Below are 24,893 nucleotides of genomic sequence, written 5' to 3'. Positions count from 1 at the left end.
ATGCATTTTGAATCTCACCAGCTGGAATTGCCGAAACACTTACTGGCACTCACAGAAAAAAACCAGGCGACAAGTGACAATTTACCGCGCCGTACTTTCCTGAAAATGGCCGGCGCTTCCGGCTTTGCGCTCGGTTGTTATCCATTGCTGGCATGCGCAGCTGATAATAAGACAGACGCAGCAACACAGGCGGCCAGCACACTGAAACCGACGCAGCAACCCGGCGCTTTTGTCAGCATAGACAAAAATGGCATCGTCACCGTCACCATTAATCGTCTCGATTTTGGTCAGGGCGTGCAAACCGGTCTGCCGTTGATTCTGGCAGAAGAACTCGACGCCGACTGGTCGAAAGTACGCAGCATCCACGGTACTAATAACCCGGCTTATGCAGACCCGGCCTATGGTATTCATCTGACCGGTGGCTCAACTTCGATCAAACATTCATACACCCAGTACCGCGAACTCGGCGCCCGTACTAAAGCAATGCTGGTCAATGCCGCTGCAGCACAATGGAAAGTCGATGCGGCTCGTCTGGTCACTGAAAACGGTGTCGTCATCGGCCCAGGCGGTAAAAAACTCAGCTACGGCGAACTCGCTGAAGCAGCGATGCAACAGGCCGTACCGGAAACCGTGACACTGAAAGACCCGAAACAATTCCGGCTGATAGGCAAACCTGTCGGTCGTCTGGATGCGAGAGCCAAGTCCACCGGCACACAGGATTACGGTATTGACGTCCATCTGCCAGGTATGCTGACGGCACTGATCGCCCGCCCACCCGTCTTCGGCGCAAAAATAAAATCTGTCGATGACAGTGCAGCCAAAGCAATTAAAGGTGTGCAGGCAGTGTTGCGTATTCCGGCCGACCGTGGTGGCGAATCTGTCGCCATCATTGCGAATGGCTACTGGCCCGCAAAGCAAGGCCGCGATGCGCTGAAAATAGAATGGGATACCAGCGCAGTTGAAAAAGTCGACAGCGTGGCGCAATTAGCAAGTTACAAAGCGCTGGCAAAACAAGCCGGCAATCAGAAATACAAAGACGATATTTCTGCGCTGGCAACCGCGCCGCATCAGATCAAAGCAGAATTCGTTTTTCCTTATCTGGCACACACGCCGATGGAGCCGCTGAACTGCACCGTCGCGATTAAAGGCGACAGCGCTGAAGTGTGGACAGGCACGCAAATGCCGGGTTTCGATGGTCTGGCGGCAGCAAAAATACTCGGTATCGCCCCTGAAAAAGTGCTGGTGCATACGCTGATGGCAGGTGGTGGCTTCGGTCGTCGTGGCGTCACCACCAGCGATTATGTCAGCGAAGCCTGTCAGGTTGCCAAGGCCGCACAGAGCGCAGGTCTGACAGCACCCGTACGCACTTTATGGAGCCGCGAAGACGACGTCAAAGGCGGCTACTACCGTCCTGCGCATCTGCACACCGCGCATCTGGGCTTTGATGCCAACGGTAATATCCTCGGCTGGGATCATGTGATCGTCGGACAATCGATCGTTGCCGGTACCCTGTTTGAATCCATGATGATCAAAGACGGTATCGATGGCACCGCGGTTGAAGGCATGAAAGAACCGTACACCATGCCGATGCGCCTGACCGTGCATCATCCTAAACAGAATGTGCCTGTATTGTGGTGGCGCAGCGTCGGTTCAACCCACACTGCATTTGTAATGGAAACCCTGATCGACGAAATCGCTGCCACCACAAAACAAGACCCGGTCGCCTATCGCCTGAAACTGATGGCAGGCAAACATCCGCGTCACGAGGCAGCGCTGCAGATGGCGGTGGAAAAATCCGGCTATGGTAAAAAGAAGTTGCCCGCTGGTCAGGCCTGGGGCGTTGCGGTACATGAATCATTTGAATCCGTGGTGGCCTATGTTGTTACTGCCACGATCAAAAACGGTGTGCCGAAACTGCTGACCGCCACTGCTGGCGTGCATTGCAATCTGGCCGTCAATCCTAAAAGCGTGGAAGCACAGGTACAGGGTGGCGCGTTAATGGGCTTGTCCATGTGTCTGCCGGGTGCAGCAATCACACTCAAAGACGGCGTGGTTGAACAAAGTAATTTCGGTGATTATGTCGTACCACGGATTACCGACATGCCAAAAGTTGCCGTGCATATCGTGCCAAGCGCCGATGCACCGACAGGCATGGGTGAACCTGGACTGCCTCCGCTCGCACCGGCATTTGCGAATGCACTGGCACGCCTGAATGGAAAACGCTTACGCGAACTGCCTTTTAAACTCGCATAAAGCATACTTCCATCAATATCAGGCGGACCGCATCGACGCCTGATTTCTGCAAAAAAACGGCGCATCGTCTGACTCAGCGATGCGCCGTTTTCTATGTGAAATCACCAACACCTTGAACGTTAAATTCAGTTCCATCCGGTGACATATTTACTTTACTAAAATCTGATATTGATCAGGAAAAAAAAGAGCCATAACAACGAGACATGAAGTAAGATCATCCATGCGCTGTTGCTCGCGATGACAAGCACAGCGTTTTAAATAAAAATAATTTTTATATTTTCAAAACCGGAGACAAGTTTATGCGTTCATTATTGAAATTTTTTAACTTTGCTATTTTTTCTTTGTTCATCAGCCACTCAGTCATGGCAGCAGAACATGGAACACCGCAAGAGGCGGAAGCGCTGGTTAAAAAAGCGATTGCCTATCTGAAGGCGAATGGTCAGGAAAAAGCACTGGCTGAATTCAATAATCCTAAAGGCAGTTTCGTTGATCGTGACTTGTATATCTGGGTTGCTGAACTGAACGGCAAAGCAATTGCGCATGGCGCGAATGCGCGTCTGGTCGGCAAAGATTTGCGTAGTCTGCGTGATGTCGATAACAAGGCATTTATTGAAGAAGTATTGGCAGGTGTTGCAAGCAAGGGCAAAGGCTGGGTTGACTACAAATGGCCAAATCCGACTACCAAGGCAATCGAACAGAAATCCACTTATTATGAAAAAGCCGGCGACCTGGTTTTCGCTTGCGGCGTTTATAAATAAGCCAATCTTTGTGGTGATATTTCGCGCGCGGTAAAACGCTGATGAGATAAAAAGAAACGGCGCATCGACTCTCTGAGTCATGCGCCGTTTTTTATCGATCCGCTTCTTTTTTTCCAGGTGGCTGCAAATCAGATCACGAACCGGATCAGCAGCAAACAATGTTAATCCCAGGCCGTAGGATCAATCTCGCCTATCGCCCGGAATGCCGGCTTACAAAATAAATATCCCTGCATTAATTCGATGCCGGCAGCGCGCAGGAAATCCCGCTCTGCCCTGGTTTCTATCCCTTCAGCCAACACCCGCACATTCAGACCTGCGCAGATCGCCACGATACCGTTCACGATCACTTGCTTAGGTTTGCTGGTATCAATATCGCGAATCAGCTCCATGTCAATCTTCACAATATCCGGCTGGTATTCAGACAACAGATTCAGGCCGGCATAACCAGCACCGAAATCGTCGATGGCGGTGCGGCAACCAAAGCGGCTATATTCACGGAAAATATTGACCAGATGCGGTCTGTCATCCACGCGCTCACCTTCTGTCACTTCAAAAATGATGCGTTCAATAGGAAACTGATAGCGCCGCGCTGCTTCAAACGTGCTGCGTATGCAGGCCGCGGGCTGATAGACCGCGTTCGGCAGAAAATTGATCGACAAGTATTCCTGTATGCCGAGTTCTGCTGCGCCCCGTATCGCTTCTACCCGGCATGCCTGATCGAAAGAATAGCGATTTTCATCGGTCACCTGAGACAACACCGAAAACGCCGACTCGCCATTCGGCCCGCGCACCAGCGCCTCGTGGGCAAAGATCGTGCGGGTGCTCAGATTCACGATGGGCTGGTAAGCAAAAGCAATGTCGAAGCCGAGTTTCTGATCTTCTTTACATTTCTGGCAACCAATTGGCGTCGAGTTACTCTGCTTAAGAGGAGGCAAATTCATGTTTAACCTATTATTTCTGGAGAAAGGGCAAAGCAACAATCAGGCGATAAATGCGTTGATGCCATATGGTACTGCTAATGTGGTACTTCGATTCAGCGCTGCCGTCATGCAAGGCAATCAGACCGCTTACACCAGTTCTTGAAGACGGGGTTCAGCAGAGCACCATCAATAAGCATTCGTAGCATGCACGCTTTACTTGTTCCAGTGGTCTGCGCATGCGGACCGCGGTTTAAAAATGAGCATCATGGACGGGATCCGGGCGGGAAAGATATGAACATGAACGGTGCCACCGCCACCCGCTTATCAGTTGAAACATGCGGGACGGCACTAAATATACTCCCCCCAGTATATTTTAGAGCCCTTTATTCTTAATGAGGTAAAGGCGTTTTATCTAAAATAAGGGGGGAGTATGCTGATTTCAGCGCGATTCTTTAATCAGGCGGCCTGCCGTTTTTTGCAGCGGGCGGGCATTCATCGGATACAGACGACCAAAAATCGCGATCTGCTCAGACGACATTTCCACGGCTTCTTTCATCACCATCCACAATACGTCTTCGCTGCAAGGTGGCGTGGTGAGCGAGCCCATATAAGTGTAGTAATCGCGCTTCTCTGGCAAGAGCTGATTAATATCGATTGCGGTTGGTGCAGCCAGCGCCTGGTTTTTTTCCAGCGGGAGATTGTTCCAGATCTGTTGCACGATGTTTTGCGCTTTGCCGCGTTCTAACAATACGGCGACCACCGCCAGTTTACCGTCGGCGTCTTTGTGCATCAAATGCACGACCATGTCAAAACTCCGGCCATTGACACGTTCTTCGGATGGCTTATGGAAATGGAATTGCTGTAATTCATAATTGCGGCCCATGATGCTGATGTAATTACCCGCCGCCACATTCACCTGTATCGTATGGCCATTATCAATCACGCTGAAACCAGACGGTTTGTAATCAAAAGCGATCGGTTCGAGGTCAACCCGGATACCGTCACGGATGTCGATTGGAGACTGGCGCTCGCCACTATCGCATTTCGCGTTTGCCGGATTGAGCTTACCCCAGTTAGCCGGCCCGCCTTCACCGTCATAACTCCAGTGCAAGGCGCCATGTCCGCCCATCGCGGCGATAATCGCTGAAGAACCGGTTTCGTTTCCTTCTTTTGGTTTGGTTGGCGTGACTTTTCTGGCAGGCGCGACATACGCTGGAGAACGAACAACGGCGCGGGTTGAGGCACGTGCCACATCGTCTTTTTCTTTACGCAAAAGGGCGAGACGTTCTGCAATTTTGACCGCCAGCTCATCAGCAGCCATGGTATCTTTGGCAGCGTCTTTGCTTTCTTTCGACTCTTTTTCTTTGGAAGATTTGCGCGTCTCTTTTTCTTTTTCCTTCGGCGCGGACACTTCTTCTTTGGCAGAAGCGGATGCCTGTTTGATCGGCTTGGACGGAGGTGTTGATGCGTCATTCGCCTGAGCGGAGATCGCAAGCATCAGGGAAATCAGGAGAGCAGAGCAGCGGCGCATAATTAGACGGTATCAGGTCAGGATAGTCTGTTTACGGCCCATGCTGTTTAAACTTGAATTCCCTCAGGCAATTTAACAATCCGCCACAGCCGCCAGAGCCTCCACAACTGCAACACCTGCGCCACAACAGGCAGACGGCAATCTGCCTGGTGTGACCGGATGACCGCGTTACAGCGCCAGCAGGCGTGCTTTTGCAGCCTGATACTCGGCGCTCAGGCGTTGTACGACTTCGGCAACGCTGGGGGCATCGTCCATCATACCGACCCCCTGACCAGCGCCCCAGATGTCGCGCCAGGCTTTCGCACTGCTGTTACCACCGGAACCGAAATTCATTTTGGATTTATCTGATACCGGCAGATTATCGGGGTCGAGCCCGGCCGCAACGATGGATTTTCTGAGGTAGTTGCCGTGCACACCGGTGAACAGATTGGTGTAGATAATGTCCGCCGCGTTCGACTCGATGATCGCCTGACGATAAGCATCATCGACATTCGATTCCTGCGTTGCCAGCCAGCGTGAACCGATATAAGCGAAATCCGCGCCCATCGCCTGCGCTGCCAGAATCGCGTCGCCGGTCGCAATCGAACCGGACAATGCAACCGGTCCCTTGAAGAACTTACGCACTTCACCAACCAGCGCGAACGGTGACAAACCACCGGCATGACCACCAGCACCGGCCGCCACCAGAATCAGGCCATCGACACCGGCTTCCAGCGCTTTCTGGGCGTGACGAATAGAAATCACATCATGCAGAACGATGCCGCCATAGCTGTGTATCGCATCGAGCATCTCTTTCGGCGGCGCGCGCAGTGACGAAATGATGATAGGAACCTGATGCTTGACGCAGACTTCGACATCATGCGCGAGCCTGTCATTCGACTGATGCACGATCTGATTCACAGCAATCGGGCCAACTTTCGCATCAGGATTCGCTGCTTTGTAGGCAGCCAGTTCGTTTTGCAGATCAGTCAGCCAGGTATCAAGCAATTCTGCCGGACGGGCGTTCAGCGCGGGGAACGAGCCGACGATACCCGCTTTACATTGTGCGGCAACCAGCTTAGGGCCGCTGGCGATAAACATCGGCGAGGCGATAACAGGTAAAGCCAGATTTTGTAAGGCTTTCGGCAGATGAGATGTACTGGTCATGCTGTGGTCTCCGTTGAGCAGATCGTGGTGGATATGTTGCTGCTTTTTGTAGGACTGGCACAAAGTTGCGCCGGCAAGGCATGGCGACGAAGACAGTACGAATAGTACGGCCAGGAGCCATAACGCCGCTGGGGCGGTTTTGCGCTAGTCCTATTTTTGGTATTTTTTTATAAGCCTGATATGATGTTATCAGAAAAAACGTTGTTATTCACAAGCATCAGCGTGAACCAACTCAGAAGCAAGCCCATTCGCTATTAAGTGATACCGATGAAACCGAAAGTTGTTGATTTCCGCCAGAGTCAGGAAGCCCTGCGCCATTCGCTGCGCGAAGGAATGCTGGATGCCGCCAGTCATTTGCTGCAAACCGAAGGCGCTGCCGCGCTGACGGTGCGTAAAGTAGCCGAAGCGGTGAATTGCTCGACGACCTTGCTGTATTCGATTTTCGGTGGCAAGGACGGTTTATCCAATGCGCTGTATCTGGAAGGATTTGAGCGCTTTAAGCAGGAATTTCTGGCATACGAAGCGACGCTCCCCGTAGAAAAGAAAGTCCGTGGCATACAGCGCTTATGGCTGTATGCGAATAATTATCATGCGTTTGCGCGCCGTTATCCCAGCTATTACATGGTGATGTTTGGCGATGCGATTGCCGGTTTTGTGCCGCCGCCGGAATCGCGCCAGGCCGCATGGGAATCGTTCACGCCGCTGATAGACGAATTTGAACACTGCATGCAAACCGGTAGCCTGCCGCCATCCAGCCCCAGTGCTGCGGCGCGTCTGTTATGGGCTGCCATGCATGGCGTCATCAGCCTGGAACTGAAAGGGTTTTATCTGAAACAGGAACATGCTGATGCGCTGTTCCAGTCTGCTGTAAGTGCCGTTTTGATTTCTCTGCAATCTCCCCAGCCTTCAAACAAGGAACTCTTATGACTTATCAGTGTTTTGACTTCAGCATCGATCAGAAAATCGCCCATCTGCGCTTTAATCGCCCCGACAGCCTCAATACCATGCAACCGGTTTTTTTCCGCGAGCTGGTCGAGATACTGCAACAATTACAGCGAGAAGCGTCGGCGCGAGTGCTGATTATTTCATCCACTGGTAAGCATTTCACTGCGGGCATGGCACTGGATGTGTTTTCCGGTAACGGCATCACGCTGGATGATAACAATGCAATTGGCCGCGCCAATATTGCACTGGTGCTGCAGGATATGCATCAGTCATTCAACCTGATCGAGCAATTGCGTATGCCTGTCATCACCGCCATTCAGGGCGGCTGTATCGGTGGAGGTGTCGATCTGATCTGCGCCAGCGATATCCGCCTTGCCAGCAAAGACGCATTCTTCTGCATACAGGAAATCAATATCGGCATGACCGCCGATCTGGGTACGTTGCAACGCCTGCCGAAACTGATCCCGGAAGGTATCGTGCATGAAATGGCGTACACCGGACGCCGTTTACCAGCCCAGCGCGCGCAGGCGGTGGGGCTCGTAAACGAGGTGTTTGATACGCAGGAAGCGATGCTGGAAGCTGCGCAGCAAATGGCGAAAGAAATTACTGAAAAGCCACCGGTCGCGATCTGGGGCAGCAAGCAGGCGATACATTATGCCCGCGATCATTCTACCCACGATGCCTTGCAACAAATGGGCTGGCTGCAATCGGGTATCTGGCAAAGTGCAAATCTGATGGAGGCGTTTATGGCAAAACAGCAGGGACGCGCGACGCAATTTGGTGATCTGGCACCGCTGCATCCATTCACAGAAGCGAACTATCAGTTGAAATAAGTCAGCTTCAGATCTTAGCGATTATTGAGCAACAGTCCGTCTTCCAGGCGGGCGACGCCGGCACGCACCAGCTCGGCGGCGATCTGTTGCAGCAATTCCTGCGCAGGCATGGCTAGCTGACGGGCGGCAGAACGCATCAGACGGTTGCTGTTAAATTGCAATAATGCCTGATCCAGGTGCAGCTTTTGCGTGTCGAGCAAAATAAACGCCAGCAGGACTTTCAGCGCATTGCGGGCATTACGCTGCGGGTCGGCGCTCAGATAATCCAGCCGCTGACGGGCGCGTTCCAAAGCTCCCTGCACATCGGAGAATGGCGCACCATGACCCGGTATCACCAGCCGCACATCGAGTTCGCTGATGGTTTGCAAAATAGCCGCCTGCTCAGCAAAGCCGGATTCACCTTCGAGCTCAGGAAAAATCACACCAAAGCCGTTTTCCCACAATGCGTCGGCAGAAATCAGTATGCCTTCTTGCGGGCAATACAGAATCATCGAATGCGGATCATGGCCGGGTGCCGCCATTACCTGCCAGTCCAGCCCGCCCAGACGCAGCTGATCACCATCCGCGATACTGCCGTCAAAACGAAAAGGCGCGCACTGCTGGCCGGTTGCGGCGTAGGTGAGTGCCTCCTCATCCCACGCTGCCACTGCTGGCATATCGGCAACGGGAATCAGGGTGCGGCAGTCGTAAGTCTGCTGCAGCAAGGCATTGCCGCCGCAATGATCTGAATGTAAATGAGTATTGACCAGCAAATCGAGTGCGCGCCCTTGCAAAGCATGCTGTAACAACGCCAGCGTTTGCGGTGCATGAGTCACGTAGCCACTGTCAATCAGCGCGGCCGCATCATCATCCATGAACAGGATATTGTTCGACGACAGCCAGCCGCGCTCAAATACAAGCATAGTGACAGGAAGTTGCATCAGCTTGTCTGGCATATAACTCTCTCCCTGGCAGGCTTAAAACATCCGTTCTTTCACCCGGCGCCAGATCTGCAGTTTGACCGTAGTGCTGGCGGTGCTCCAGCCGGCCAGCTCGTCCAACGTGCGAAAGCAACCGGCACACCAGGCATTTTTTTCATCCATGCGGCAAACACCGACGCATGGCGAGGGAACTGCCTGCTCAGGCCTGGCGGCATCCGGATCGTAATCGTACAGAATACTCATGCTTGCAAAGCGATATCGGCCACCGGTGCGGCGGTCATGGCGAGCAATTGTTGCGGAGTCAGGCTGAATACCGCATGCGGATGACCAGCCGCCGCCCAGACTTTGGGGTATTGCAATAAATCCTGATCGATCAGCATCACGCTTTTTTGCAGATGACCGACGGGGCACACGCCGCCAATCGCATAACCGATTTTTTCGCGGACAAAACGGGCATCGGCTTTCGCCAGCGGCCCGACGATTGCAGCCACTTTTTTCTCGTCAACCCGATTGCTGCCACTGGCAACCACCATCACCGCAGCATCATCAGCAACCCGGCGAAAAACGATAGATTTGGCAATCTCGGCAACGCTGCAGCCTAATCCGGCTGCCGCTTCGGCGGATGTTCTGCCACTTTCGGGCAACATCACGACCGGCTGATCATGGCCTAATTCGCGTAACAAGCCGGCAACACGCTGGGCGCTATCCGGAAGAGAAGTCTCTGTACTCATAGTCATCGGTTCTGAAAAATTCTGTCATTCACACGCCATGTTTATAACACAGCGGCAATGCTGTTGCCGGGTATACGCGCAGAAATGCGTTGCAAGGGTAATCTGTCAGCCGCCCCAGCTCTCCAGTAAATGGCGGTGTTCGGGCGGATAATCGATGCACTTCAGACCGGCACGATAAGCATCGCCACTCAGTATCGTGTACACGCAACTCGCTTTGCAGACGACCTGGGTACGGTTGGATGCATCTTTGGTGCTGGGCACTTCCATCATCATCTGATACGTCTGTTTTTCTTTCAGCATCACGCCTGTCTGTAACTGTATGCCGGCAGCAGAAAAATTGACCACTTTGGCAGGAACGATACGACCTGGAACAACTTGAATTGCAGCCCGCCAGGAGACAACAAGGCGCGGGGTATTTCTGGCTTCACTCATAAAAAATGCAGCTGATATAAAAATTACTATTGGGAAATGATTTTGAATTGTAACAATGAATCAGAAAGAAGCTGGCGACGCCCTTGTTAATGACAAGGGTATTAGCGGGTGCTGAGATATCGCAACGCCGCCTGCGCAGCATGGCGACCACTGGCGAAACAGGCGGTCAGCAGATAACCGCCGGTCGGTGCTTCCCAATCGAGCATTTCACCGGCGCAGAAAACACCGGGACAGGTACGCAGCATGGCGCTGTCATCCAGCGCCTCAAAACGAACGCCACCGGCAGTGCTGATGGCTTCATCAATCGGACGCGGTGAAATAAGGCGCAGTGGCAGCTGTTTAATGGCGCTGGCAAGAACGTCTGCCTGTTGCATTTGCTCTTTGCTCAACACTTCATGCAGTAAGGCGATTTTCAATGCATCGAGCCCGAGCTTGCTCTGCAAATGACTCGATAATGAGCGTGAACCGCGCCCAGCGCTGACTTCGCTCAGCACACGCTCAGCACTTGTATCGGGCAGCAGATCGAGTTCCAGCACCGCATGCCCGCGACGATTGATCTGCTCGCGCAAGGCTGCAGACAAGGCGTAAATCAGGCTGCCTTCAACACCGCCGGTCGTGATCACGAATTGCCCTTTGCGCATGGCGGTGGATACATCGGCATCATGGACACGGGCAGCCACCGTCAGCAAAGGCTGACCGGCAAATTTGTTTTTCAGAAAATCTGTCCACGGCACATCAAAGCCGCAATTGGCCGGCTGCAAAGCTGCAATCTCAACGCCACGTTGCTGCAATAATGGCACCCAGGCGCCATCAGACCCCAGCCGCGCCCAGCTGGCACCGCCCAGCGCCAGTACCACTGCATCGGCGCTGACATTCAAATCACCCTCAGGCGTCTGAAAACGCAAGGACTGCGGCGCATCGCCCCAGCCTGTCCAGCGATGGCGCATGTGAAACCGCACGCCCTGTTCACGTAAGCGATGCAACCATGCGCGCAGCAAAGGTGCGGCTTTCATATCCACAGGAAACACCCGGCCGGAACTACCGACAAAAGTCTCTACACCCAGCCCTTGCGCCCAGGTGCGTAACGCCTGCGCATCAAACGCTTGCAAGAGTGGCTGCAAATCGGCGGCACGGCTGCCGTAACGCTGGATAAACGCAGAAAATTCTTCTGAATGGGTCAGGTTCATGCCGCCCTTACCCGCCAGCAAAAATTTGCGTCCCACCGACGGCATGGCGTCATACAGATCCACTTGCACACCGCACTGCGACAGCGTTTCTGCCGCCATCAGACCTGCAGGACCACCACCGATCACAATCACATGAGGTGTCCGCTTGCTGGTGGTTGAACTGGTGGAAGGAGGAGCAGATCTGATTGACATGAATGGGCAGAACAGGCGCGGCGTCTTAGAGACAGACACCGCGACGCATAAAAAGTAGAACGGGGCGACATTTTACGCCGGATATGCCTGCGCGAACACGATTAGTGTGCGGGCAGCACGAACGCTTATGTTTGCTGCGATGCTGCTTGTGATGTGACCGCTGTTGCAGATCCGGCTGCTGCAGCGGCTAAGGGAAACAGCAGTGTCACACTTAAGCCCCGGCCATCGAGCCCCTCCGCCAGACGCAGCGTCGCATGGTGACTGTCGGCGATGCTTTTGACGATAGACAAGCCCAGACCACTGCCCGGAATCGTTGCGTCGGATAAGCGCACGAAACGCTGAAATACCTGTTCACGCATCTCTGCCGGTATGCCAGCACCATTGTCGGCAATACAGAGACTCATGCCCTGTTCTGCCAGTCCGCAGGTAACCTGCACGCGCCCGCCCGCCGGCGTATAGCGCAGGGCATTGTCCATCAGATTGCGGAATAAAATCAGTATGCTTTCCGCATGTAACAGGGCGATGCCGGACTGCAGATCTGCAGTCAAGCTGATCTGTGCTTTTTCAGCCTGCTTCTGCCATTCCGTCATCTGAGGCTGAAGCAAATGTGCCACATCGGTTTCCTGCAACACCAGATTTTTGTCATAGGGCGGCTCCAGCTTTGCCAGCGTCATCAATTGCCCGACCAGCCGGGTCGCACGATCAACGCTGGAGCCTAAGCCCGCTGCGGCCTCGGCTCGCTCATCATCGTTACGTGCGCGCTGAATGACTTGCAGATTGGTTTTGATGGCAGCCAGCGGCGTGCGCAGCTCATGTGCCGCATCGGCAGTAAATCGTTGTTCTCGTTCCAGCGTCTGGCTGACGCGTTCAAACAATCGGTTAATCGCATGCAGCAAAGGGTGAATTTCTGTCGGTGCCCCACGCAGGTTCAACTGATGCAAATCACCCGGCATACGCTGAGAAACCTCGTTCGCGACGGTTTGCAGACTACGGAAGACGCGATTCACACTCCACCACAGACCAATGATAAGCAGAGGTACCACCAACAAGGCGAACAACATTAATTTATACGCAAAGCGGCCACTGATCTCCTTGCGGTGACTGCTGGGTTCTGCCACTTGTATCTGCATATTCTGACGTGCATTCCAGCTGCTGTAGGTGCGCCACTCCTGCCCGCCCATGCTTATCCAGCCAAACTGATTATCGCTGTCCGGCGATACGGAGGTGAACGCCGTTTCCGGCGCACCGGCGCTGCGGTAGATCAGCCGGTGGCCTCCGTCCCAGATCTGAAACAACAGATATTTGCTGTGCTTGCCATCGTGTACTTCGGTCAGCGTTGGTGCTGCCGTGTCCACATGTTCTTCGAGTTCATGATCGGCCAGTGCCAGCAACAGATGTCCGGTTTCGGATAATGACTGATCGAAAAGTTCGCGGCTTTCGGTATCCGCATCCAGATACACAACCACTGCACTGAAACACCAGATGCTGACTGTCAGCGTCAGTACCAGCGCCAGCAAAGTGCGGCGTAAAGACCAGCGCGCGGGCATTCTTATATTCATTGCTGTTCCTCAGTGCCGCCCGCCCCCGGCTTATCGATCACATAACCGACAGCATGTATCGTACGGATCAGATGCTTACCGAGTTTTTTGCGCAGATGATGAATATGTACCTGTATCGCATTACTCTCGATTTCTTCACCCCAGCTATACAGCGTCTCTTCCAATTGTTCGCGGGTGAGGACCCGTCCCATATGTTCAAACAATATCAGCAATACCCGGAACTCCTTGGCAGTGAGGACAACAGGAACACCTTTAAGCATGACTGAACGGGCAGCAATATCCATCACAATGTCACCATGATGAATCACTTCGCGGGTACGGCCGCCACTACGGCGGGATGCAGAACGGATGCGCGCCGCGAGCTCATCAAGATCGAAAGGTTTTATAATAAAGTCATCGGCGCCGGCATCAAGCCCTGCAACACGGTCAGCAATCTGTTCACGTGCCGTGACGATCAGTATCGCTCCGGCAAATCCGGACGCCCGCAGCCGCGTGAGAACAACCATACCATCAACCTGAGGCAAGCCGAGATCGAGCAGAATACATGCATATTCATGGGTCTTTACCGCCGATAAGGCACTGTCCGCTGTCTGCACCCAGTCAACAGCATAACCGGACTGATCCAGACCGATCTGCGTCGCCCGCCCTAACTGAGGATCATCTTCCACTAATAATATGCGCACCGCATGCCTCCTATTGCCTCCTGTAACTGTCGGATTCATTGTAACGGCGAGTTGTTAAGGAGTTCTTAAGATATTCATTCCAGAATACGTCTATTCAAGCCAAGGGTACATCATGATGATCAAGAAAGAACGACAAATGCAACACCGCAGCGGCGTCCGCAAACAACTGATTCTCTGTACTTTATCAGCGCTGTTAAGCAGCGGCGCTGCAGTCGCAGAAACCAGTAACCAGATTAAACTGACCAATGAGCAGCTGTTGCGGGCAGGGATTAAAACCGAAGCGGCGATCGCAGCAGATACCGCCAAAAGCGATAGCAAAACAAGTGCGACCGAAGGTCAGCATTTATCCGGTACGGTCGTGGCCCCGCCCAATGCGGTCAGCATGATCAGCAGTACAGTCAGCGGCGTTGTACAGGAAGTGCAGCACCAGTCTATGCAGCCGATACGCAGCGGTAACCCGATTGTCTCTATCTTCAGTCAGCAACTGATGGAGATGCAGCGCGAATACGTACAACTCGCCACCCAGTCCAGACTGGCGAAAGAAAAACGCGAACGGGATGAAGGCTTATTTAATGAAGGCATCATCGCCCAAAGCCGTCTGCAAGACAGTCGTGCCGCGGCGGTACAGGCCGATGTCGCCGCCAGAGAGCGCTATCAGGCGCTGCGCAGCGCGGGTATGGGCGAGACCCAGATTCGTCAGTTACTCAGCAATCAGAACCTGACTCCGGTAGTCCGGATCAGCGCCAACACGAACGGCATACTGACGGAAATTAATGTCAAGCCGGGTCAGCGGATAGAAGCCGGAACACCAATCGCAAGCATCAGCAAAGACGGCGCGTTCTGGGTCGAATTGCAGGCATCGGCACAGCAGGCATCCAGCATCCGTGTCGGCGATCTGATACAGGTGAATAACTGCGCCAGTGCCAAAGTCACCGCGATTTCTTCTCAGATTCAGAGTGGTAACCAGACCACACTGATACGCACACAGGTCATCGATGGCAATCCATGTCTGAAACTCAATCAGTTTGTCGATGCGCGCCACCAGAGTGGCGTGATACCGGTCAATAGCATCGGGGTACCTGCCAAAGCCCTGATCCAGAGCAAAAATGAACACTATGTGTTTGTCAAAAATGCGCAGGGATTTGAAGCGGTCAAAGTCAAGCTGTTAAGCACCGTCGGGCAACATGCCTGGGTCAGCAGTAATCCGAAACTGCAAGCCGGCAGCCAGGTTGCTACTCAGGGCATTATTCAGCTCAAAGGCGCACGTGCCGGACTTGGTGCGGATGAAGGCGGAGCTCAATAATGTTATCCCGACTGATTGCATTTTCACTCGCTCAGCGCCTGCTGATCATCGTTGCCAGCATACTGATGATCGCGGCCGGTTATCAGGCCTTTAAGGGCTTACCTATCGACGCGTTTCCGGACGTGTCCACGACGCAGGTCAAGCTGATCATGAAAGCGCCGGGCATGACACCGGAAGAAATCGAAGCACGTATTGTCGCGCCGATAGAACAGGAATTGCTGGGTATTCCAAAGCAAGCCATACTGCGCTCACAATCCAAATATGCGATTGCCGATATCACACTCGATTTTCAGGATGGCACCGATGTGTTCTGGGCCCGCCAGCAAGTCAGCGAGCGCCTCAGCAATGTAATGAAAGATCTGCCGGCATCTGTCAGCGGCGGTCTGGCACCGATCACCACGCCGCTCGGTGAAATTTTCATGTTCACCATCGAAGGTCCGTTGTCGCTGATGGAAAAGCGCAGTCTGCTGGAATGGACGATACGTCCGCAGCTGCGTAATATCGCCGGTGTCGCAGATGTGAATTCGCTCGGCGGCATGGTCAAGAGTTTTGAGATCGTCCCGGATCCCGACGCGCTGATTGCACGCGGTATCTCACTGGCGCAGTTACAGACAGCACTGGAGACAAATAACCGTAACGACGGTGCCGGGCGTCTGTCGTCGGGTGAAGAATCATTACTGGTGCGCAGTGATGGCAATATACGCACACTCGACGATGTCAGGGCGATTGCGATTGCGCAAAGAGATGGTATATCGATTAAAGTCGGCGATGTGGCACAGGTCAGGATAGGCCAGCTGACGCGCTACGGTACTGTCACGAAAGACGGTAAAGGTGAAGCGGTAGAAGCGCTGGTACTGGCGATGCGCGGCGCGAATGCGCAACAGGTTGTTGATCATATCCGCGAACGCCTGGTCACGATCAATCAGACGCTGCCGGCCGGCACCAGTATCAAGCCTTTTTATGACCGCGGTAATCTGGTCGAACGCGCAGTCTCGACGGTCACCAAAGCACTCGCTGAAGCAACCATCCTGGTCGTTGTGTTGCTGTATCTGTTCCTCGGTAACGTACGCTCGGCACTGGTCGTAGCCTGCATCCTGCCTTTATCGGCACTCGGTACTTTCCTGCTGATGCAAAATTTCGGACTGACTGCCAATCTGATGTCGCTGGGCGGACTGGCAATCGCGATTGGTATGCTGGTCGATGCCGCAGTTGTCGTGGTCGAGAATATTGAAGCGCACAGCGGCAATCACGGTCAGCCTAAACTGGGCCGGCTGCATGTGATTTATCGCGCAGTGAAGGAAGTCGCGGTGCCGGTAACCGCCGGTATGCTGGTGATTATGATCGTGTTTCTGCCACTGTTATCGTTACAGGGGCTGGAAGGAAAACTATTTATACCAGTCGCGCTGACGATTATTTTTGCACTGGCATCGTCATTAATTTTGTCGCTGACGGTGATTCCTGTGCTGTCCTCTTTCCTGCTGAAAGACGGTCACAGCGGCTCACCTAAACTGGTACAGAAACTGGAAGCGGCATACCGCGCGATACTCACAAAAGCGCTGGCGAACGGACGCAAAGTCGCCATTGCCTCTGTTGCCGCCCTGCTGCTGACCGCCTGTCTGTTTCCGTTCATCGGTAAATCATTCATGCCGACGCTGGACGAAGGCGACATCATTATGCAGATAGAAAAACTGCCTTCGATCAATCTGCAGGAATCCGCCCGCATCGACATGGCGGTACAACAGCGTATTCTGGAAAAAGTACCGGAAGTGACCAGCATTGTCGCCCGCGCCGGTTCCGATGAACTTGGACTGGACCCGATGGGGCTCAACGAGACCGATACCTTTCTGGTCCTGAAACCGCGCGCCAGCTGGAAGGTCAACAGCAAAGACGAACTGATCGATCAGTTACGGAAGGTCACAGCAGAATTTTCCGGTGTGAACTTCAGTTTCACCCAGCCTATTGAAATGCGTACCTCAGAAATGTTGTCCGGTGTGCGCGGTGATCTGGCGATTAAAATTTATGGCCCGAATACTCAGATTCTGGGTGGGCTGGCAGAACAGATCGTGAAAGTCGTCTCGGGTATCAGCGGCAGTCAGGATGTACTCAGCGTCAAAAATGAAGGCGTGCAGTACCTGCAAGTCGATATTAACCGCGAAGCCGCAGGCCGTTTAGGTCTGAGTGTCGAACAGATACAAAATGACTTGCGTACCCTGGTGGAAGGTAAGATCAGCGGTGTTGTGATACAGGAAGGGCAGCGCCTGCCTTTACTGATACGGGGCAGCGATCAGATGCAGATTTCACCGTCACTGTTCCAGCAACTGCGTCTGCCAGTAACCGACAATTTGTCTATCCCGTTGTCACAAGTTGCCAGTCTGCGCACGGTTGAAGGGCCGGTCAAAGTCGAACGCGAAAATTCTTCCCGTCTGACTGTCGTCCGAGCCAATGTCCGTGATCGCGATCTGGTCAGCTTCGTCGATGAAGCGAAAGCAAAGGTGGCGCAACAGGTGAAGTTGCCAGCTGGCTATCGCCTGAGCTGGGGCGGGCAATTTGAAAATCAGCAACGGGCAGCTGCGCGCCTGACGGTTGTGGTACCGGTCGCACTGGCACTGATTTTCCTGTTGCTGTTTACTACCCTGCACAGCATACGTCAGGCTTTGCTGGTATTCGTGAATATCCCGTTTGCGTTGCTGGGTGGCGTGATTGCGCTGGCCATCACTGGCGAATATCTTTCGGTACCGGCATCGGTCGGCTTCATTGCGCTGATGGGGATTGCGGTGCTCAATGGTCTGGTCATGATCAGCTATTTCAATCAACTGGTGGCGCGCGGTATTGCCCTCAAAGAAGTGGTTTCTGAAGGGGCATTACGCCGCTTCCGCCCGGTCATGATGACCGCCAGCATCACCGGTTTTGGCCTGATTCCCCTGCTGATGGCGACCGGCCCCGGTTCTGAAATTCAGAAACCGCTGGCGATCGTGGTGATCGGTGGTCTGGTGTCCGCCACACTGCTGACCCTGATCCTGTTACCGATACTGTTTCAGCGTTTCGGCATTCCTGCCGACAAGCGCGCTAAGCAAAACTGAACGGATATGGCATGACTCAATCTGAAAAAATCATGGACGCCCTGCTGAATCTGGCGATCCCGGTCACACTCGAAGACGAGGTTGCTGACTTCTTATTACTCCGCCCTGCGTTGGCGAGCGGCTTCACTATCGTCGCAGCACAAGGCATGGGGCAAGGCGCGAACCTGCTGAGCTCCATGGAACAAGTGCAGGGGCGCTGCAAACGCAAGCTGTTCCTGGTCGTCGGCGAGCAGGAAAAACTGCGCCAGCTGTTAAAGGAATTGTCGCTGGAAATTAAAAGCCAGGACATCAGTTACTGGATTACCCCCGTTTTGCAATTCGGGAGACTGTCATGAATCACATCTTAGCTACTGCCATACGTCTGGCTCTGATCGGTATCGCCAGCTATTCAGCAATCGCCGGAGCCACTAATGCGCTGCCAGCTGCAACGCCGGCAGATATCGCCGCCGTTCTGCCACCGGAGCAAGTGGTGCGGAAAACGCTGGAAAATTTACCGCAATTGCGTTCCGGTGCGCTGAATAAAGAACTGGCACAAGCCAGCAAGCAACGCCTGGAAGCGGGTAGTCACGAATGGGTCATGCGGGTATCGCAGGCACGTCGTACCGAACAAAGCGGTGACAGTTTGCGCGATCAGGAAATTGCCATAGAACGCCCCGTGCGCTGGTTTGGTAAGGCCAGTAAAGATGCCGCGATCGGCGACAAAACCGTCGATCTGGCACAACTTGCGTATGCCGACAGTTGGCATGAGGCAGGTCGCAGCTTGCTTAATGACTGGTTCGATACCTTGCGCACTGTTGCCTATCGCCAGCGTCTGCAGGAACAAGCCAATATCACCTCACAACTGCGCAGTATGGCAGAAAAACGGGTGAAAGCAGGTGATGCCGCCAGACTCGAACTGATGCTGGCCGATACCGAAGCAAAACGGGTAGAGGCGCAATTACAGCAGGCACAGCTGCGTGAAGAACAGCAGAAGCAGGCGCTGGCAACTTTGTATTCAGGATTACAAATCATCGACCTGCCACAATTGCCGGTGCCACTGAATACGGAACAAAGTCAGACTGACTGGCTGCATCAGATTCTCGACGACAATCATGAACTGGAACTGGCCGAAGCAGAAGCGGCGCTGTCAAAATTGCAGGCATCGCGCGTTGCTGCCGAAACGATGCCGGATCCGACCGTCGGTATCCGTGCAGCACGCGAACGCAGCGGACAGGAACGTATCTACGGCATCAGTATCTCCATTCCATTATCAGGCACGGCACGCAAAGCAGATGCCAGTGCCGCGGCACTGAAATCGAAAATGGCAGAAGAAAAATACCAGTTCACGCGACTCAAAGTAACGCGCGAGGCGCAGCGTGTAGTATCGGAAAGTCAGAAGCTGTATCACATCTGGAAAACCATGTACGCGGTACAGCAGCAAAGTCAGGCGCAGGCGGCAACCGCGCTGACGGCGTATAAACTGGGCGAGGTTTCCCTCAGCGATACGCTGCAAATCCGTCGCAATGCGATTGATGCGACACTCGCCGCCGAAGCCGCACAAATCGATGCTTTGTTCGCCCACGCCCGCCTGGAACTGGATGCCCACAAGTTATGGGCGATTGACTGATATCAGAAAAAAATGCAGCATAAAAAAAGGCAGCCCCGGCTGCCTTTTTTCATTTACAAAGGAAACTGCGCCTCTGTATCTGCGGCTTATTTCCCCCAGATATGCTGATAATGACTGCGATAGTCATTGGCAGGATCAAAAGTATTTTTCTCGCCACCGTCATAGGCGATATTTTGCGATGTCACCAGATGTACCGGTGTGACAAAACCGCTCGGCGGCTGATCTGAAAATGCCCGGTTAAGCTCATCCACCAGTTGCCATGCATGCATAGTCAGAGGCTCAGGAACGCTGCCACTTTGTATTCCTTTACTACGGATACGGCGGTAAGCAGTCGCAGAACCATCTCCGGCAGAAATACCGCTGAGTTTATTGGAGGCCACCAATGGTGCGATACTGGATGCATCCAGCAAATCAAAGTAAAAGTCATTCACGGCCATCACATGTGTCCATTTGGTGCCGTGACGTTTGACCAGATTTTCCACCACGCCTTTCATTTTCAGATAGGCGTCACTAAGTGGCACATCTTCCACACTCAGAATACGGCAGCCATCACATTGCTTGATCGTTTCTATCATCGCCGCCGATTTTGCCGCCAAGTAAGGATTACCGGAATCGGTGAACACAACAATACCGGCTTTGCTGTTTGACTCAACAACCGTAAATAAGGCCGCCACTTGCGCAGCTTCTTTCGGGTTCGACGTGATATTCGTGAATAAACCATCGGTAGGGCCACTCTTGACCGAAGCATGCCAACCAACGACAGGCACTTTTGCTTTCGCCGCAGCAGCAATTCCTTTGGTCTGTGTCGCAGCATCGACACCCGCCAGAATAATGCCGTCTGCTTTCATATCAATTGCCTGAGAAATAATGGCTGCGCCCTGATTACAGCGGCCGCGGCAATCGATCGATAAAATTTCCCAGGCACCCGCCGCACCGGCTTCACGGACACCGTGAAAAACCCCGGCAATCGCAGCATCACTCATATCGCCAGCGATAAAAATAATTTTCTTTTTCTTGTGAATCCGGGGGCCATCTGCCGGGCCTTCCCAGCGATTTTTCAATGCTGCGGCGCGGGCCACTTTCGCATTGGCACGGCTCATGAATTGCACAGGGTTCTCTTGGGCTGTCGCGCCAGTGATGAAACTAAACACAACAAACAACACGGTCAGGCATTTACTTAGCTTAGCAGTCATGGTTCTTGGTTGGTCAGGTTAAAAACGACACTGCGCAATTATTACGCAGCTGGACATTTCATCTTTTCCGGATGGCAACAACGAAGATCATACAAAACTCAACACAACAACTGCTCTTGCGCGAAGAAACAATCGTGAGATGTCAGGCTCCTGTATTACTTGTTGTCGCATCAATTAAATTGAAACAAATATTTACATTTCCGAAACGATTATTGCAGAAATTTTTTCCAGATAAATAGAGTTTCAACACCAAGTTCCACGAAATACAATTTAATTTTTCATATAGGCAACTAAACAATATTTTGAATTACGTAAAATTCAATGCACCAATCAAAATTTTGTTTTGCACTAAAAGAAGGCAATTTTTGAGTTGAATTTGCAACACTTTTCGGATGTTTTCAACTTTTACTGCCAGATGATGTCACCTGAGCCCAGTCGTTCAGCATGCCGCCGCAAGGGATTTCCGGTTACAGACAAATCACCGCTACCCGTCAGACGCGCGTTCACTTCTTCTGTCGCGAAAATCTTGCTGTCTGCAGAGCCGCTGGATTCGATGAGTGCCCGTTTGACTTTCAACGCTTCCGCGTACAAATCCCCTGAGCCCGACATTCTGACGTTGAGCACATTACTCTGACCTTTGAGAATTGCATCACCCGATCCCCGCATAGTTAAGGTAAGCTGCTCGGCATTGGAGAGTGATAAATTGGCGTCGCCGCTACCGCTCATCGCTCCCAGTATCTGGCTGAAATCACCATCAAACAACAGATCACCAGAACCGCGCATGCTGAACTCCAGCCGCTTTCCCTTAAAGCCTTTAACATTCGCGTCACCGCTGCCGGATAACTGCAATTTCTCCAACACAGGTAAATTCAGTTCCACCCTGATAGCTTCGGACTTACCTAACGAGATGAAAATGCCGCGCGTCGCAATGTAGAGAGTATTGCCGTCCACCCTGGTGGTCACCCGTGAAGCCAGTTTAGGATCGCCTTTCACCGATAAAGATGGTACCGTTGAGGATTGAAGCAATAAATCAACCGGGCCACTTAACACTACCTGCGTCACCTGCGCTGTCACCGGGCGGTTATCGTTGCTGTCCCCTGAAAAAAAATGACCGGCAGCAGCCTCTGTCATTATGACGGCTGCATGCGCTTTCATGAACATAGCGGACACGGCAGTCAGGATGATTGCCAGCACCAGCATGACCGCTCCGGTGCGAAGTATCAGTTTCATTGGGAATTCCTTTCAGTCGTTAAGGTTAATTGTGACGCGCGATTGATCAATAATATTGAGCAGATGTCGCAGTAGTTCAGGCCACCGGCGTCAGTCTGAGCTGGGAAAAATTCCAACGCAGATATTGTCTGAACCCACGGAAACTGAGTCTGCTCAGAAACATACTCAGCATCAGCAACAAGATCGATCCTATGATCATGACGATGCCTTTCAATACATCGTAAAGGCCCTGTTGTTTACCAAGGCGGATGTGAATATCAAGTGGTTCTGCGACCCGCGTCCGTCCAGCCTGGTGTCCACCCTCTGGAACAGATTGACCATTCGCCTCTATCCCTGATGCTGAAATCTCCAGCTCCGCCGGCCTCTTTATCTGACCGTTATCAAGCGTCGGTGAGTGCCCGACAGTGACACGATGCGGAGCATCATAAATATGTAATTCATCGACACCTGAAATACCGCCGGCGGTCAGCAAAATACCGAAAATATAAAAAAACAATGCCATAACAAAAGCACTGCTTAACATAGCGAAGCAAACAATCGCGGGAATCAGCATCAGCAGGTTAAAAATCGCCAGTCCTAATAAGGCGACGATCAAGCGGGCAAGGTTACCGACGCTGACCTTGCTTTTAAACTGACGGAAATGCATGGCCGCTTTTTGCTGACTTGCAACCAACGCCGGTGCGGGTAACTGAGAGATAATTTCCTGCTCGCTTTTGCCGGCTACCATGCCGTCAATAAACTTTCCCTCGTAGCTCCACAAAAGTTCTTCCTGAATATCTCCCGGCAAATCCTGCAAAGCCAGCCTGAGCGCATTCATGTAATCAGTTTTTGTCATATTCAGTTACCTCCCGTGATCTCTTATTCCGGATGTGATGGAGGCAGAATACGGATTTATTCTGCAAGACACGATGACCATGCGACAGCGTGTCAAAAGCCGGGAATGAAATGCAGAAACGGCAGACGGAATTGTGAAAAATAGTCACGCCGGTCAGAAAAAATACGCTGAAAATAACAGCCGTCAGAGTGAACGGCGGAAGCAATCTGACATCCATAAAACACCGTGGAAACAGCGCTTTCCAGAGCACGGTATCTCAGATATACTGAACTTAAACTCCCCTCAACCGCCGGTTGAAACAAGAGAATAATGTCATGCACGAAAGCATACCGCAAAGTTCCCTTCCGGACTCTGTGCCACCCACCACCATTCTGGTCGTTGACGATACTCCGCAAAACATCAAGGTGCTCGGCGAACTGCTGAAGCACGACTACCATATCCGCGCAGCCAACTCCGGTGAGCGGGCTTTGCATGCAGCCAACTCTGATCCACGCCCTGATCTCATTCTGCTGGACGTGATGATGCCGGGAATGAATGGCTACGAAGTATTACGCCGTCTGCGCGCTGAAAATGATACAAAAAATATCCCGGTCATCTTCATCACCGCTATGGCAACTGCGGAAAATGAAGAATTTGGTCTGGAACTCGGTGCGGTTGATTACATTACTAAACCCTTCAATCCCTCAATAGTATTGGCGCGTGTTCACACGCAACTCGAACTCAAACGTGCGCGCGACCGCCTGGCAGATGAAAACGACTGGCTTGAGCGCGAGGTGGCGCGCCGCATGCGCGAAAACCTGCTGATACAGGATCTGAGTATACGGGCTCTCGCTTGTCTGGCCGAAGCACGGGATAACGAGACCGGACAGCACATCGTGCGCACCCAGATCTACGTCGAATTGCTGGCCCGCAAGCTGGCTGAACATGAGCGTTTCCGCGATGCGCTGGCCGGCTCCAGACTGAACATGATTGTCAAAGCAGCGCCGCTGCACGATCTAGGCAAGGTTGGCATACCGGATGCGATCCTCCTCAAACCAGGTCGGCTGACTCCCGAAGAATTCGAGATTATGAAAACGCATACGACAATCGGTGCCGATGCGATTACCAAAGCGATGGAGCAAGCTCTGGCCGGAGCCGATGATGCGATGACCGAAGTGGCAGGTAGTGCCTTCGCGTTTCTCAAGGTGGCGCGTGAAATCTCACTGAGCCATCAGGAAAAATGGGATGGCAGCGGTTATCCCGCCGGTCTTACCGGAGATGCGATTCCGGTGTCGGCAAGGCTGATGGCACTGGCAGATGTTTTTGATGCGCTGATGACCCGACGTGTATACAAACCACCGATGACACTCGATGAAGCGACAAAAATTATCGTGGATGGCCGGGGTAAGCACTTCGATCCAGCAGTCGTTGACGCTTTTATCGCATGCCGCGAACGCTTTGCCGAAATTGCTGCGCGTTACGCCGATCCGTTAACGGAGCACGACTGAGCTGGGAATATTTTCATGAACATGTGTCAGACAATATTTCTGGTCTGTATGACTTTGACGACAGCGGAC

Annotated in this window: 23 protein-coding genes and 1 pseudogene; 11 read left to right on the top strand and 13 right to left on the bottom strand. The window is 52.8% G+C overall.

Translation table 11 applies throughout. The annotated features are described in order from the left end of the window. The gene (locus tag ACOTSW_RS09815; RefSeq protein ID WP_423678895.1) at nucleotides 1–2,253 is read left to right on the top strand and encodes a molybdopterin cofactor-binding domain-containing protein; all 2,253 of its coding nucleotides are present in this window, start codon (nucleotides 1–3) and stop codon (nucleotides 2,251–2,253) included. A 299-nt stretch (nucleotides 2,254–2,552) separates the two neighbouring features. Then, a complete protein-coding gene (locus ACOTSW_RS09810; RefSeq protein WP_423678894.1) occupies nucleotides 2,553–3,011 on the top strand; it encodes a cache domain-containing protein in 459 nt (152 codons plus the stop codon). Nucleotides 3,012–3,172: 161 nt separating this feature from the next. Here the strand turns inward: ACOTSW_RS09810 and ACOTSW_RS09805 are convergent, their stop codons facing one another. Continuing rightward, a complete protein-coding gene (locus tag ACOTSW_RS09805; RefSeq protein WP_423678893.1) occupies nucleotides 3,173–3,952 on the bottom strand; it encodes an EAL domain-containing protein in 780 nt (259 codons plus the stop codon). On the opposite strand from ACOTSW_RS09805, the gene ACOTSW_RS09800 reads away from it, so the two are divergent. Further along, on the top strand, nucleotides 3,951–4,094 hold the full coding sequence (locus ACOTSW_RS09800) for a hypothetical protein (RefSeq protein WP_423678892.1): 144 nt from the start codon (nucleotides 3,951–3,953) through the stop codon (nucleotides 4,092–4,094). The two genes, ACOTSW_RS09805 and ACOTSW_RS09800, sit on opposite strands and share 2 nt — an antisense overlap. Before the next feature lie 276 nt (nucleotides 4,095–4,370). On the opposite strand, the gene ACOTSW_RS09795 is transcribed toward ACOTSW_RS09800, so the two are convergent. Next, on the bottom strand, nucleotides 4,371–5,429 hold the full coding sequence (locus tag ACOTSW_RS09795) for a carbonic anhydrase (RefSeq protein WP_423678891.1): 1,059 nt from the start codon (nucleotides 5,427–5,429) through the stop codon (nucleotides 4,371–4,373). Nucleotides 5,430–5,630: 201 nt separating this feature from the next. Beyond that, nucleotides 5,631–6,608, bottom strand: a complete 978-nt coding sequence (locus ACOTSW_RS09790) for an NAD(P)H-dependent flavin oxidoreductase (RefSeq protein ID WP_423678890.1) — start codon at nucleotides 6,606–6,608, stop codon at nucleotides 5,631–5,633. Between the two features lie 267 nt (nucleotides 6,609–6,875). On the opposite strand from ACOTSW_RS09790, the gene ACOTSW_RS09785 reads away from it, so the two are divergent. Together ACOTSW_RS09785 and ACOTSW_RS09780 are read left to right on the top strand one after the other, a co-directional pair. Further along, the gene (locus tag ACOTSW_RS09785) at nucleotides 6,876–7,535 is read left to right on the top strand and encodes a TetR/AcrR family transcriptional regulator (RefSeq protein WP_423678889.1); all 660 of its coding nucleotides are present in this window, start codon (nucleotides 6,876–6,878) and stop codon (nucleotides 7,533–7,535) included. Next, entirely contained in the window at nucleotides 7,532–8,386 is an 855-nt protein-coding gene (locus ACOTSW_RS09780; protein ID WP_423678888.1) for an enoyl-CoA hydratase-related protein, read from the top strand. Before ACOTSW_RS09785 ends, ACOTSW_RS09780 begins: the two co-directional genes overlap by 4 nt. A 14-nt stretch (nucleotides 8,387–8,400) precedes the next feature. On the opposite strand, the gene ACOTSW_RS09775 is transcribed toward ACOTSW_RS09780, so the two are convergent. The 7 genes from ACOTSW_RS09775 to ACOTSW_RS09745 form a co-directional block, all read right to left on the bottom strand. Beyond that, complete coding sequence (locus ACOTSW_RS09775; RefSeq protein WP_423678887.1) at nucleotides 8,401–9,321, bottom strand: MBL fold metallo-hydrolase; 921 nt, start codon at nucleotides 9,319–9,321, stop codon at nucleotides 8,401–8,403. Between the two features lie 21 nt (nucleotides 9,322–9,342). Continuing rightward, the gene (locus ACOTSW_RS09770) at nucleotides 9,343–9,549 is read right to left on the bottom strand and encodes a DUF1289 domain-containing protein (RefSeq protein ID WP_423678886.1); all 207 of its coding nucleotides are present in this window, start codon (nucleotides 9,547–9,549) and stop codon (nucleotides 9,343–9,345) included. After that, the gene (locus tag ACOTSW_RS09765; protein ID WP_423678885.1) at nucleotides 9,546–10,043 is read right to left on the bottom strand and encodes a YbaK/EbsC family protein; all 498 of its coding nucleotides are present in this window, start codon (nucleotides 10,041–10,043) and stop codon (nucleotides 9,546–9,548) included. The genes ACOTSW_RS09770 and ACOTSW_RS09765 overlap by 4 nt, the downstream gene beginning before the upstream one ends. A 99-nt stretch (nucleotides 10,044–10,142) precedes the next feature. Further along, on the bottom strand, nucleotides 10,143–10,469 hold the full coding sequence (locus ACOTSW_RS09760) for a PilZ domain-containing protein (protein WP_423678884.1): 327 nt from the start codon (nucleotides 10,467–10,469) through the stop codon (nucleotides 10,143–10,145). 101 nt (nucleotides 10,470–10,570) lie between these two features. After that, complete coding sequence (locus ACOTSW_RS09755) at nucleotides 10,571–11,848, bottom strand: TIGR03862 family flavoprotein (protein ID WP_423678883.1); 1,278 nt, start codon at nucleotides 11,846–11,848, stop codon at nucleotides 10,571–10,573. A gap of 125 nt (nucleotides 11,849–11,973) precedes the next feature. Beyond that, a complete protein-coding gene (locus ACOTSW_RS09750; protein WP_423678882.1) occupies nucleotides 11,974–13,407 on the bottom strand; it encodes an ATP-binding protein in 1,434 nt (477 codons plus the stop codon). Beyond that, nucleotides 13,404–14,090 (bottom strand): response regulator, encoded by a 687-nt coding sequence (locus ACOTSW_RS09745; RefSeq protein ID WP_423678881.1) that lies wholly within the window; start codon nucleotides 14,088–14,090, stop codon nucleotides 13,404–13,406. The genes ACOTSW_RS09750 and ACOTSW_RS09745 overlap by 4 nt, the downstream gene beginning before the upstream one ends. A 112-nt stretch (nucleotides 14,091–14,202) precedes the next feature. On the opposite strand from ACOTSW_RS09745, the gene ACOTSW_RS09740 reads away from it, so the two are divergent. From ACOTSW_RS09740 to ACOTSW_RS09725, 4 genes are read left to right on the top strand one after another with little or no spacing between them, the layout of a single operon-like run. Continuing rightward, the gene (locus ACOTSW_RS09740) at nucleotides 14,203–15,393 is read left to right on the top strand and encodes an efflux RND transporter periplasmic adaptor subunit (protein WP_423678880.1); all 1,191 of its coding nucleotides are present in this window, start codon (nucleotides 14,203–14,205) and stop codon (nucleotides 15,391–15,393) included. After that, a complete protein-coding gene (locus tag ACOTSW_RS09735) occupies nucleotides 15,393–18,473 on the top strand; it encodes an efflux RND transporter permease subunit (protein WP_423678879.1) in 3,081 nt (1,026 codons plus the stop codon). Before ACOTSW_RS09740 ends, ACOTSW_RS09735 begins: the two co-directional genes overlap by 1 nt. 11 nt (nucleotides 18,474–18,484) lie before the next feature. Continuing rightward, complete coding sequence (locus ACOTSW_RS09730) at nucleotides 18,485–18,808, top strand: DUF3240 family protein (protein WP_423678878.1); 324 nt, start codon at nucleotides 18,485–18,487, stop codon at nucleotides 18,806–18,808. Beyond that, on the top strand, nucleotides 18,805–20,079 hold the full coding sequence (locus ACOTSW_RS09725) for a TolC family protein (RefSeq protein WP_423678877.1): 1,275 nt from the start codon (nucleotides 18,805–18,807) through the stop codon (nucleotides 20,077–20,079). Before ACOTSW_RS09730 ends, ACOTSW_RS09725 begins: the two co-directional genes overlap by 4 nt. 86 nt (nucleotides 20,080–20,165) lie before the next feature. On the opposite strand, the gene ACOTSW_RS09720 is transcribed toward ACOTSW_RS09725, so the two are convergent. The 3 genes from ACOTSW_RS09720 to ACOTSW_RS09710 form a co-directional block, all read right to left on the bottom strand. Further along, complete coding sequence (locus tag ACOTSW_RS09720; RefSeq protein ID WP_423678876.1) at nucleotides 20,166–21,272, bottom strand: substrate-binding domain-containing protein; 1,107 nt, start codon at nucleotides 21,270–21,272, stop codon at nucleotides 20,166–20,168. A gap of 405 nt (nucleotides 21,273–21,677) precedes the next feature. Beyond that, nucleotides 21,678–22,502, bottom strand: coding sequence for a head GIN domain-containing protein (locus ACOTSW_RS09715; RefSeq protein WP_423678875.1), 825 nt, complete (start codon nucleotides 22,500–22,502; stop codon nucleotides 21,678–21,680). Nucleotides 22,503–22,578: 76 nt separating this feature from the next. Then, on the bottom strand, nucleotides 22,579–23,337 hold the full coding sequence (locus ACOTSW_RS09710) for a DUF1700 domain-containing protein (RefSeq protein WP_423678874.1): 759 nt from the start codon (nucleotides 23,335–23,337) through the stop codon (nucleotides 22,579–22,581). A gap of 314 nt (nucleotides 23,338–23,651) precedes the next feature. Here ACOTSW_RS09710 and ACOTSW_RS09705 point away from each other — a divergent pair. Both ACOTSW_RS09705 and ACOTSW_RS09700 read left to right on the top strand, forming a co-directional pair. Next, nucleotides 23,652–24,057, top strand: a pseudogene (locus tag ACOTSW_RS09705) (response regulator); the annotation flags it as partial. Nucleotides 24,058–24,122: 65 nt separating this feature from the next. Continuing rightward, nucleotides 24,123–24,824 carry an HD-GYP domain-containing protein gene (locus tag ACOTSW_RS09700; RefSeq protein ID WP_423682288.1) on the top strand — a complete coding sequence of 234 codons (702 nt, stop codon included), beginning with the start codon at nucleotides 24,123–24,125 and terminating at the stop codon, nucleotides 24,822–24,824. The last annotated feature ends 69 nt before the right edge of the window (nucleotides 24,825–24,893 follow it).

This window comes from Undibacterium sp. WLHG33 (assembly GCF_049544815.1).
GTDB lineage: Bacteria > Pseudomonadota > Gammaproteobacteria > Burkholderiales > Burkholderiaceae_D > Undibacterium.
The sequence above is the reverse complement of the archived record's forward strand: the minus strand, read 5'-3'. Positions and strand labels throughout refer to the sequence as shown.

What these genes read in the sequence shown, in the direction of transcription:
- ACOTSW_RS09815 (WP_423678895.1), top strand. Translation starts at nt 1, where the DNA reads ATGCATTTTGAATCTCACCAGCTGGAATTGCCGAAACACTTACTGGCA.
- ACOTSW_RS09810 (WP_423678894.1), top strand. Translation starts at nt 2,553, where the DNA reads ATGCGTTCATTATTGAAATTTTTTAACTTTGCTATTTTTTCTTTGTTC.
- ACOTSW_RS09800 (WP_423678892.1), top strand. Translation starts at nt 3,951, where the DNA reads ATGTTTAACCTATTATTTCTGGAGAAAGGGCAAAGCAACAATCAGGCG.
- ACOTSW_RS09805 (WP_423678893.1), bottom strand. Translation starts at nt 3,952, where the DNA reads ATGAATTTGCCTCCTCTTAAGCAGAGTAACTCGACGCCAATTGGTTGC.
- ACOTSW_RS09795 (WP_423678891.1), bottom strand. Translation starts at nt 5,429, where the DNA reads ATGCTTGCGATCTCCGCTCAGGCGAATGACGCATCAACACCTCCGTCC.
- ACOTSW_RS09790 (WP_423678890.1), bottom strand. Translation starts at nt 6,608, where the DNA reads ATGACCAGTACATCTCATCTGCCGAAAGCCTTACAAAATCTGGCTTTA.
- ACOTSW_RS09785 (WP_423678889.1), top strand. Translation starts at nt 6,876, where the DNA reads ATGAAACCGAAAGTTGTTGATTTCCGCCAGAGTCAGGAAGCCCTGCGC.
- ACOTSW_RS09780 (WP_423678888.1), top strand. Translation starts at nt 7,532, where the DNA reads ATGACTTATCAGTGTTTTGACTTCAGCATCGATCAGAAAATCGCCCAT.
- ACOTSW_RS09775 (WP_423678887.1), bottom strand. Translation starts at nt 9,321, where the DNA reads ATGCCAGACAAGCTGATGCAACTTCCTGTCACTATGCTTGTATTTGAG.
- ACOTSW_RS09770 (WP_423678886.1), bottom strand. Translation starts at nt 9,549, where the DNA reads ATGAGTATTCTGTACGATTACGATCCGGATGCCGCCAGGCCTGAGCAG.
- ACOTSW_RS09765 (WP_423678885.1), bottom strand. Translation starts at nt 10,043, where the DNA reads ATGACTATGAGTACAGAGACTTCTCTTCCGGATAGCGCCCAGCGTGTT.
- ACOTSW_RS09760 (WP_423678884.1), bottom strand. Translation starts at nt 10,469, where the DNA reads ATGAGTGAAGCCAGAAATACCCCGCGCCTTGTTGTCTCCTGGCGGGCT.
- ACOTSW_RS09755 (WP_423678883.1), bottom strand. Translation starts at nt 11,848, where the DNA reads ATGTCAATCAGATCTGCTCCTCCTTCCACCAGTTCAACCACCAGCAAG.
- ACOTSW_RS09750 (WP_423678882.1), bottom strand. Translation starts at nt 13,407, where the DNA reads ATGAATATAAGAATGCCCGCGCGCTGGTCTTTACGCCGCACTTTGCTG.
- ACOTSW_RS09740 (WP_423678880.1), top strand. Translation starts at nt 14,203, where the DNA reads ATGATGATCAAGAAAGAACGACAAATGCAACACCGCAGCGGCGTCCGC.
- ACOTSW_RS09735 (WP_423678879.1), top strand. Translation starts at nt 15,393, where the DNA reads ATGTTATCCCGACTGATTGCATTTTCACTCGCTCAGCGCCTGCTGATC.
- ACOTSW_RS09730 (WP_423678878.1), top strand. Translation starts at nt 18,485, where the DNA reads ATGACTCAATCTGAAAAAATCATGGACGCCCTGCTGAATCTGGCGATC.
- ACOTSW_RS09725 (WP_423678877.1), top strand. Translation starts at nt 18,805, where the DNA reads ATGAATCACATCTTAGCTACTGCCATACGTCTGGCTCTGATCGGTATC.
- ACOTSW_RS09720 (WP_423678876.1), bottom strand. Translation starts at nt 21,272, where the DNA reads ATGACTGCTAAGCTAAGTAAATGCCTGACCGTGTTGTTTGTTGTGTTT.
- ACOTSW_RS09715 (WP_423678875.1), bottom strand. Translation starts at nt 22,502, where the DNA reads ATGAAACTGATACTTCGCACCGGAGCGGTCATGCTGGTGCTGGCAATC.
- ACOTSW_RS09710 (WP_423678874.1), bottom strand. Translation starts at nt 23,337, where the DNA reads ATGACAAAAACTGATTACATGAATGCGCTCAGGCTGGCTTTGCAGGAT.
- ACOTSW_RS09700 (WP_423682288.1), top strand. Translation starts at nt 24,123, where the DNA reads ATGCGCGAAAACCTGCTGATACAGGATCTGAGTATACGGGCTCTCGCT.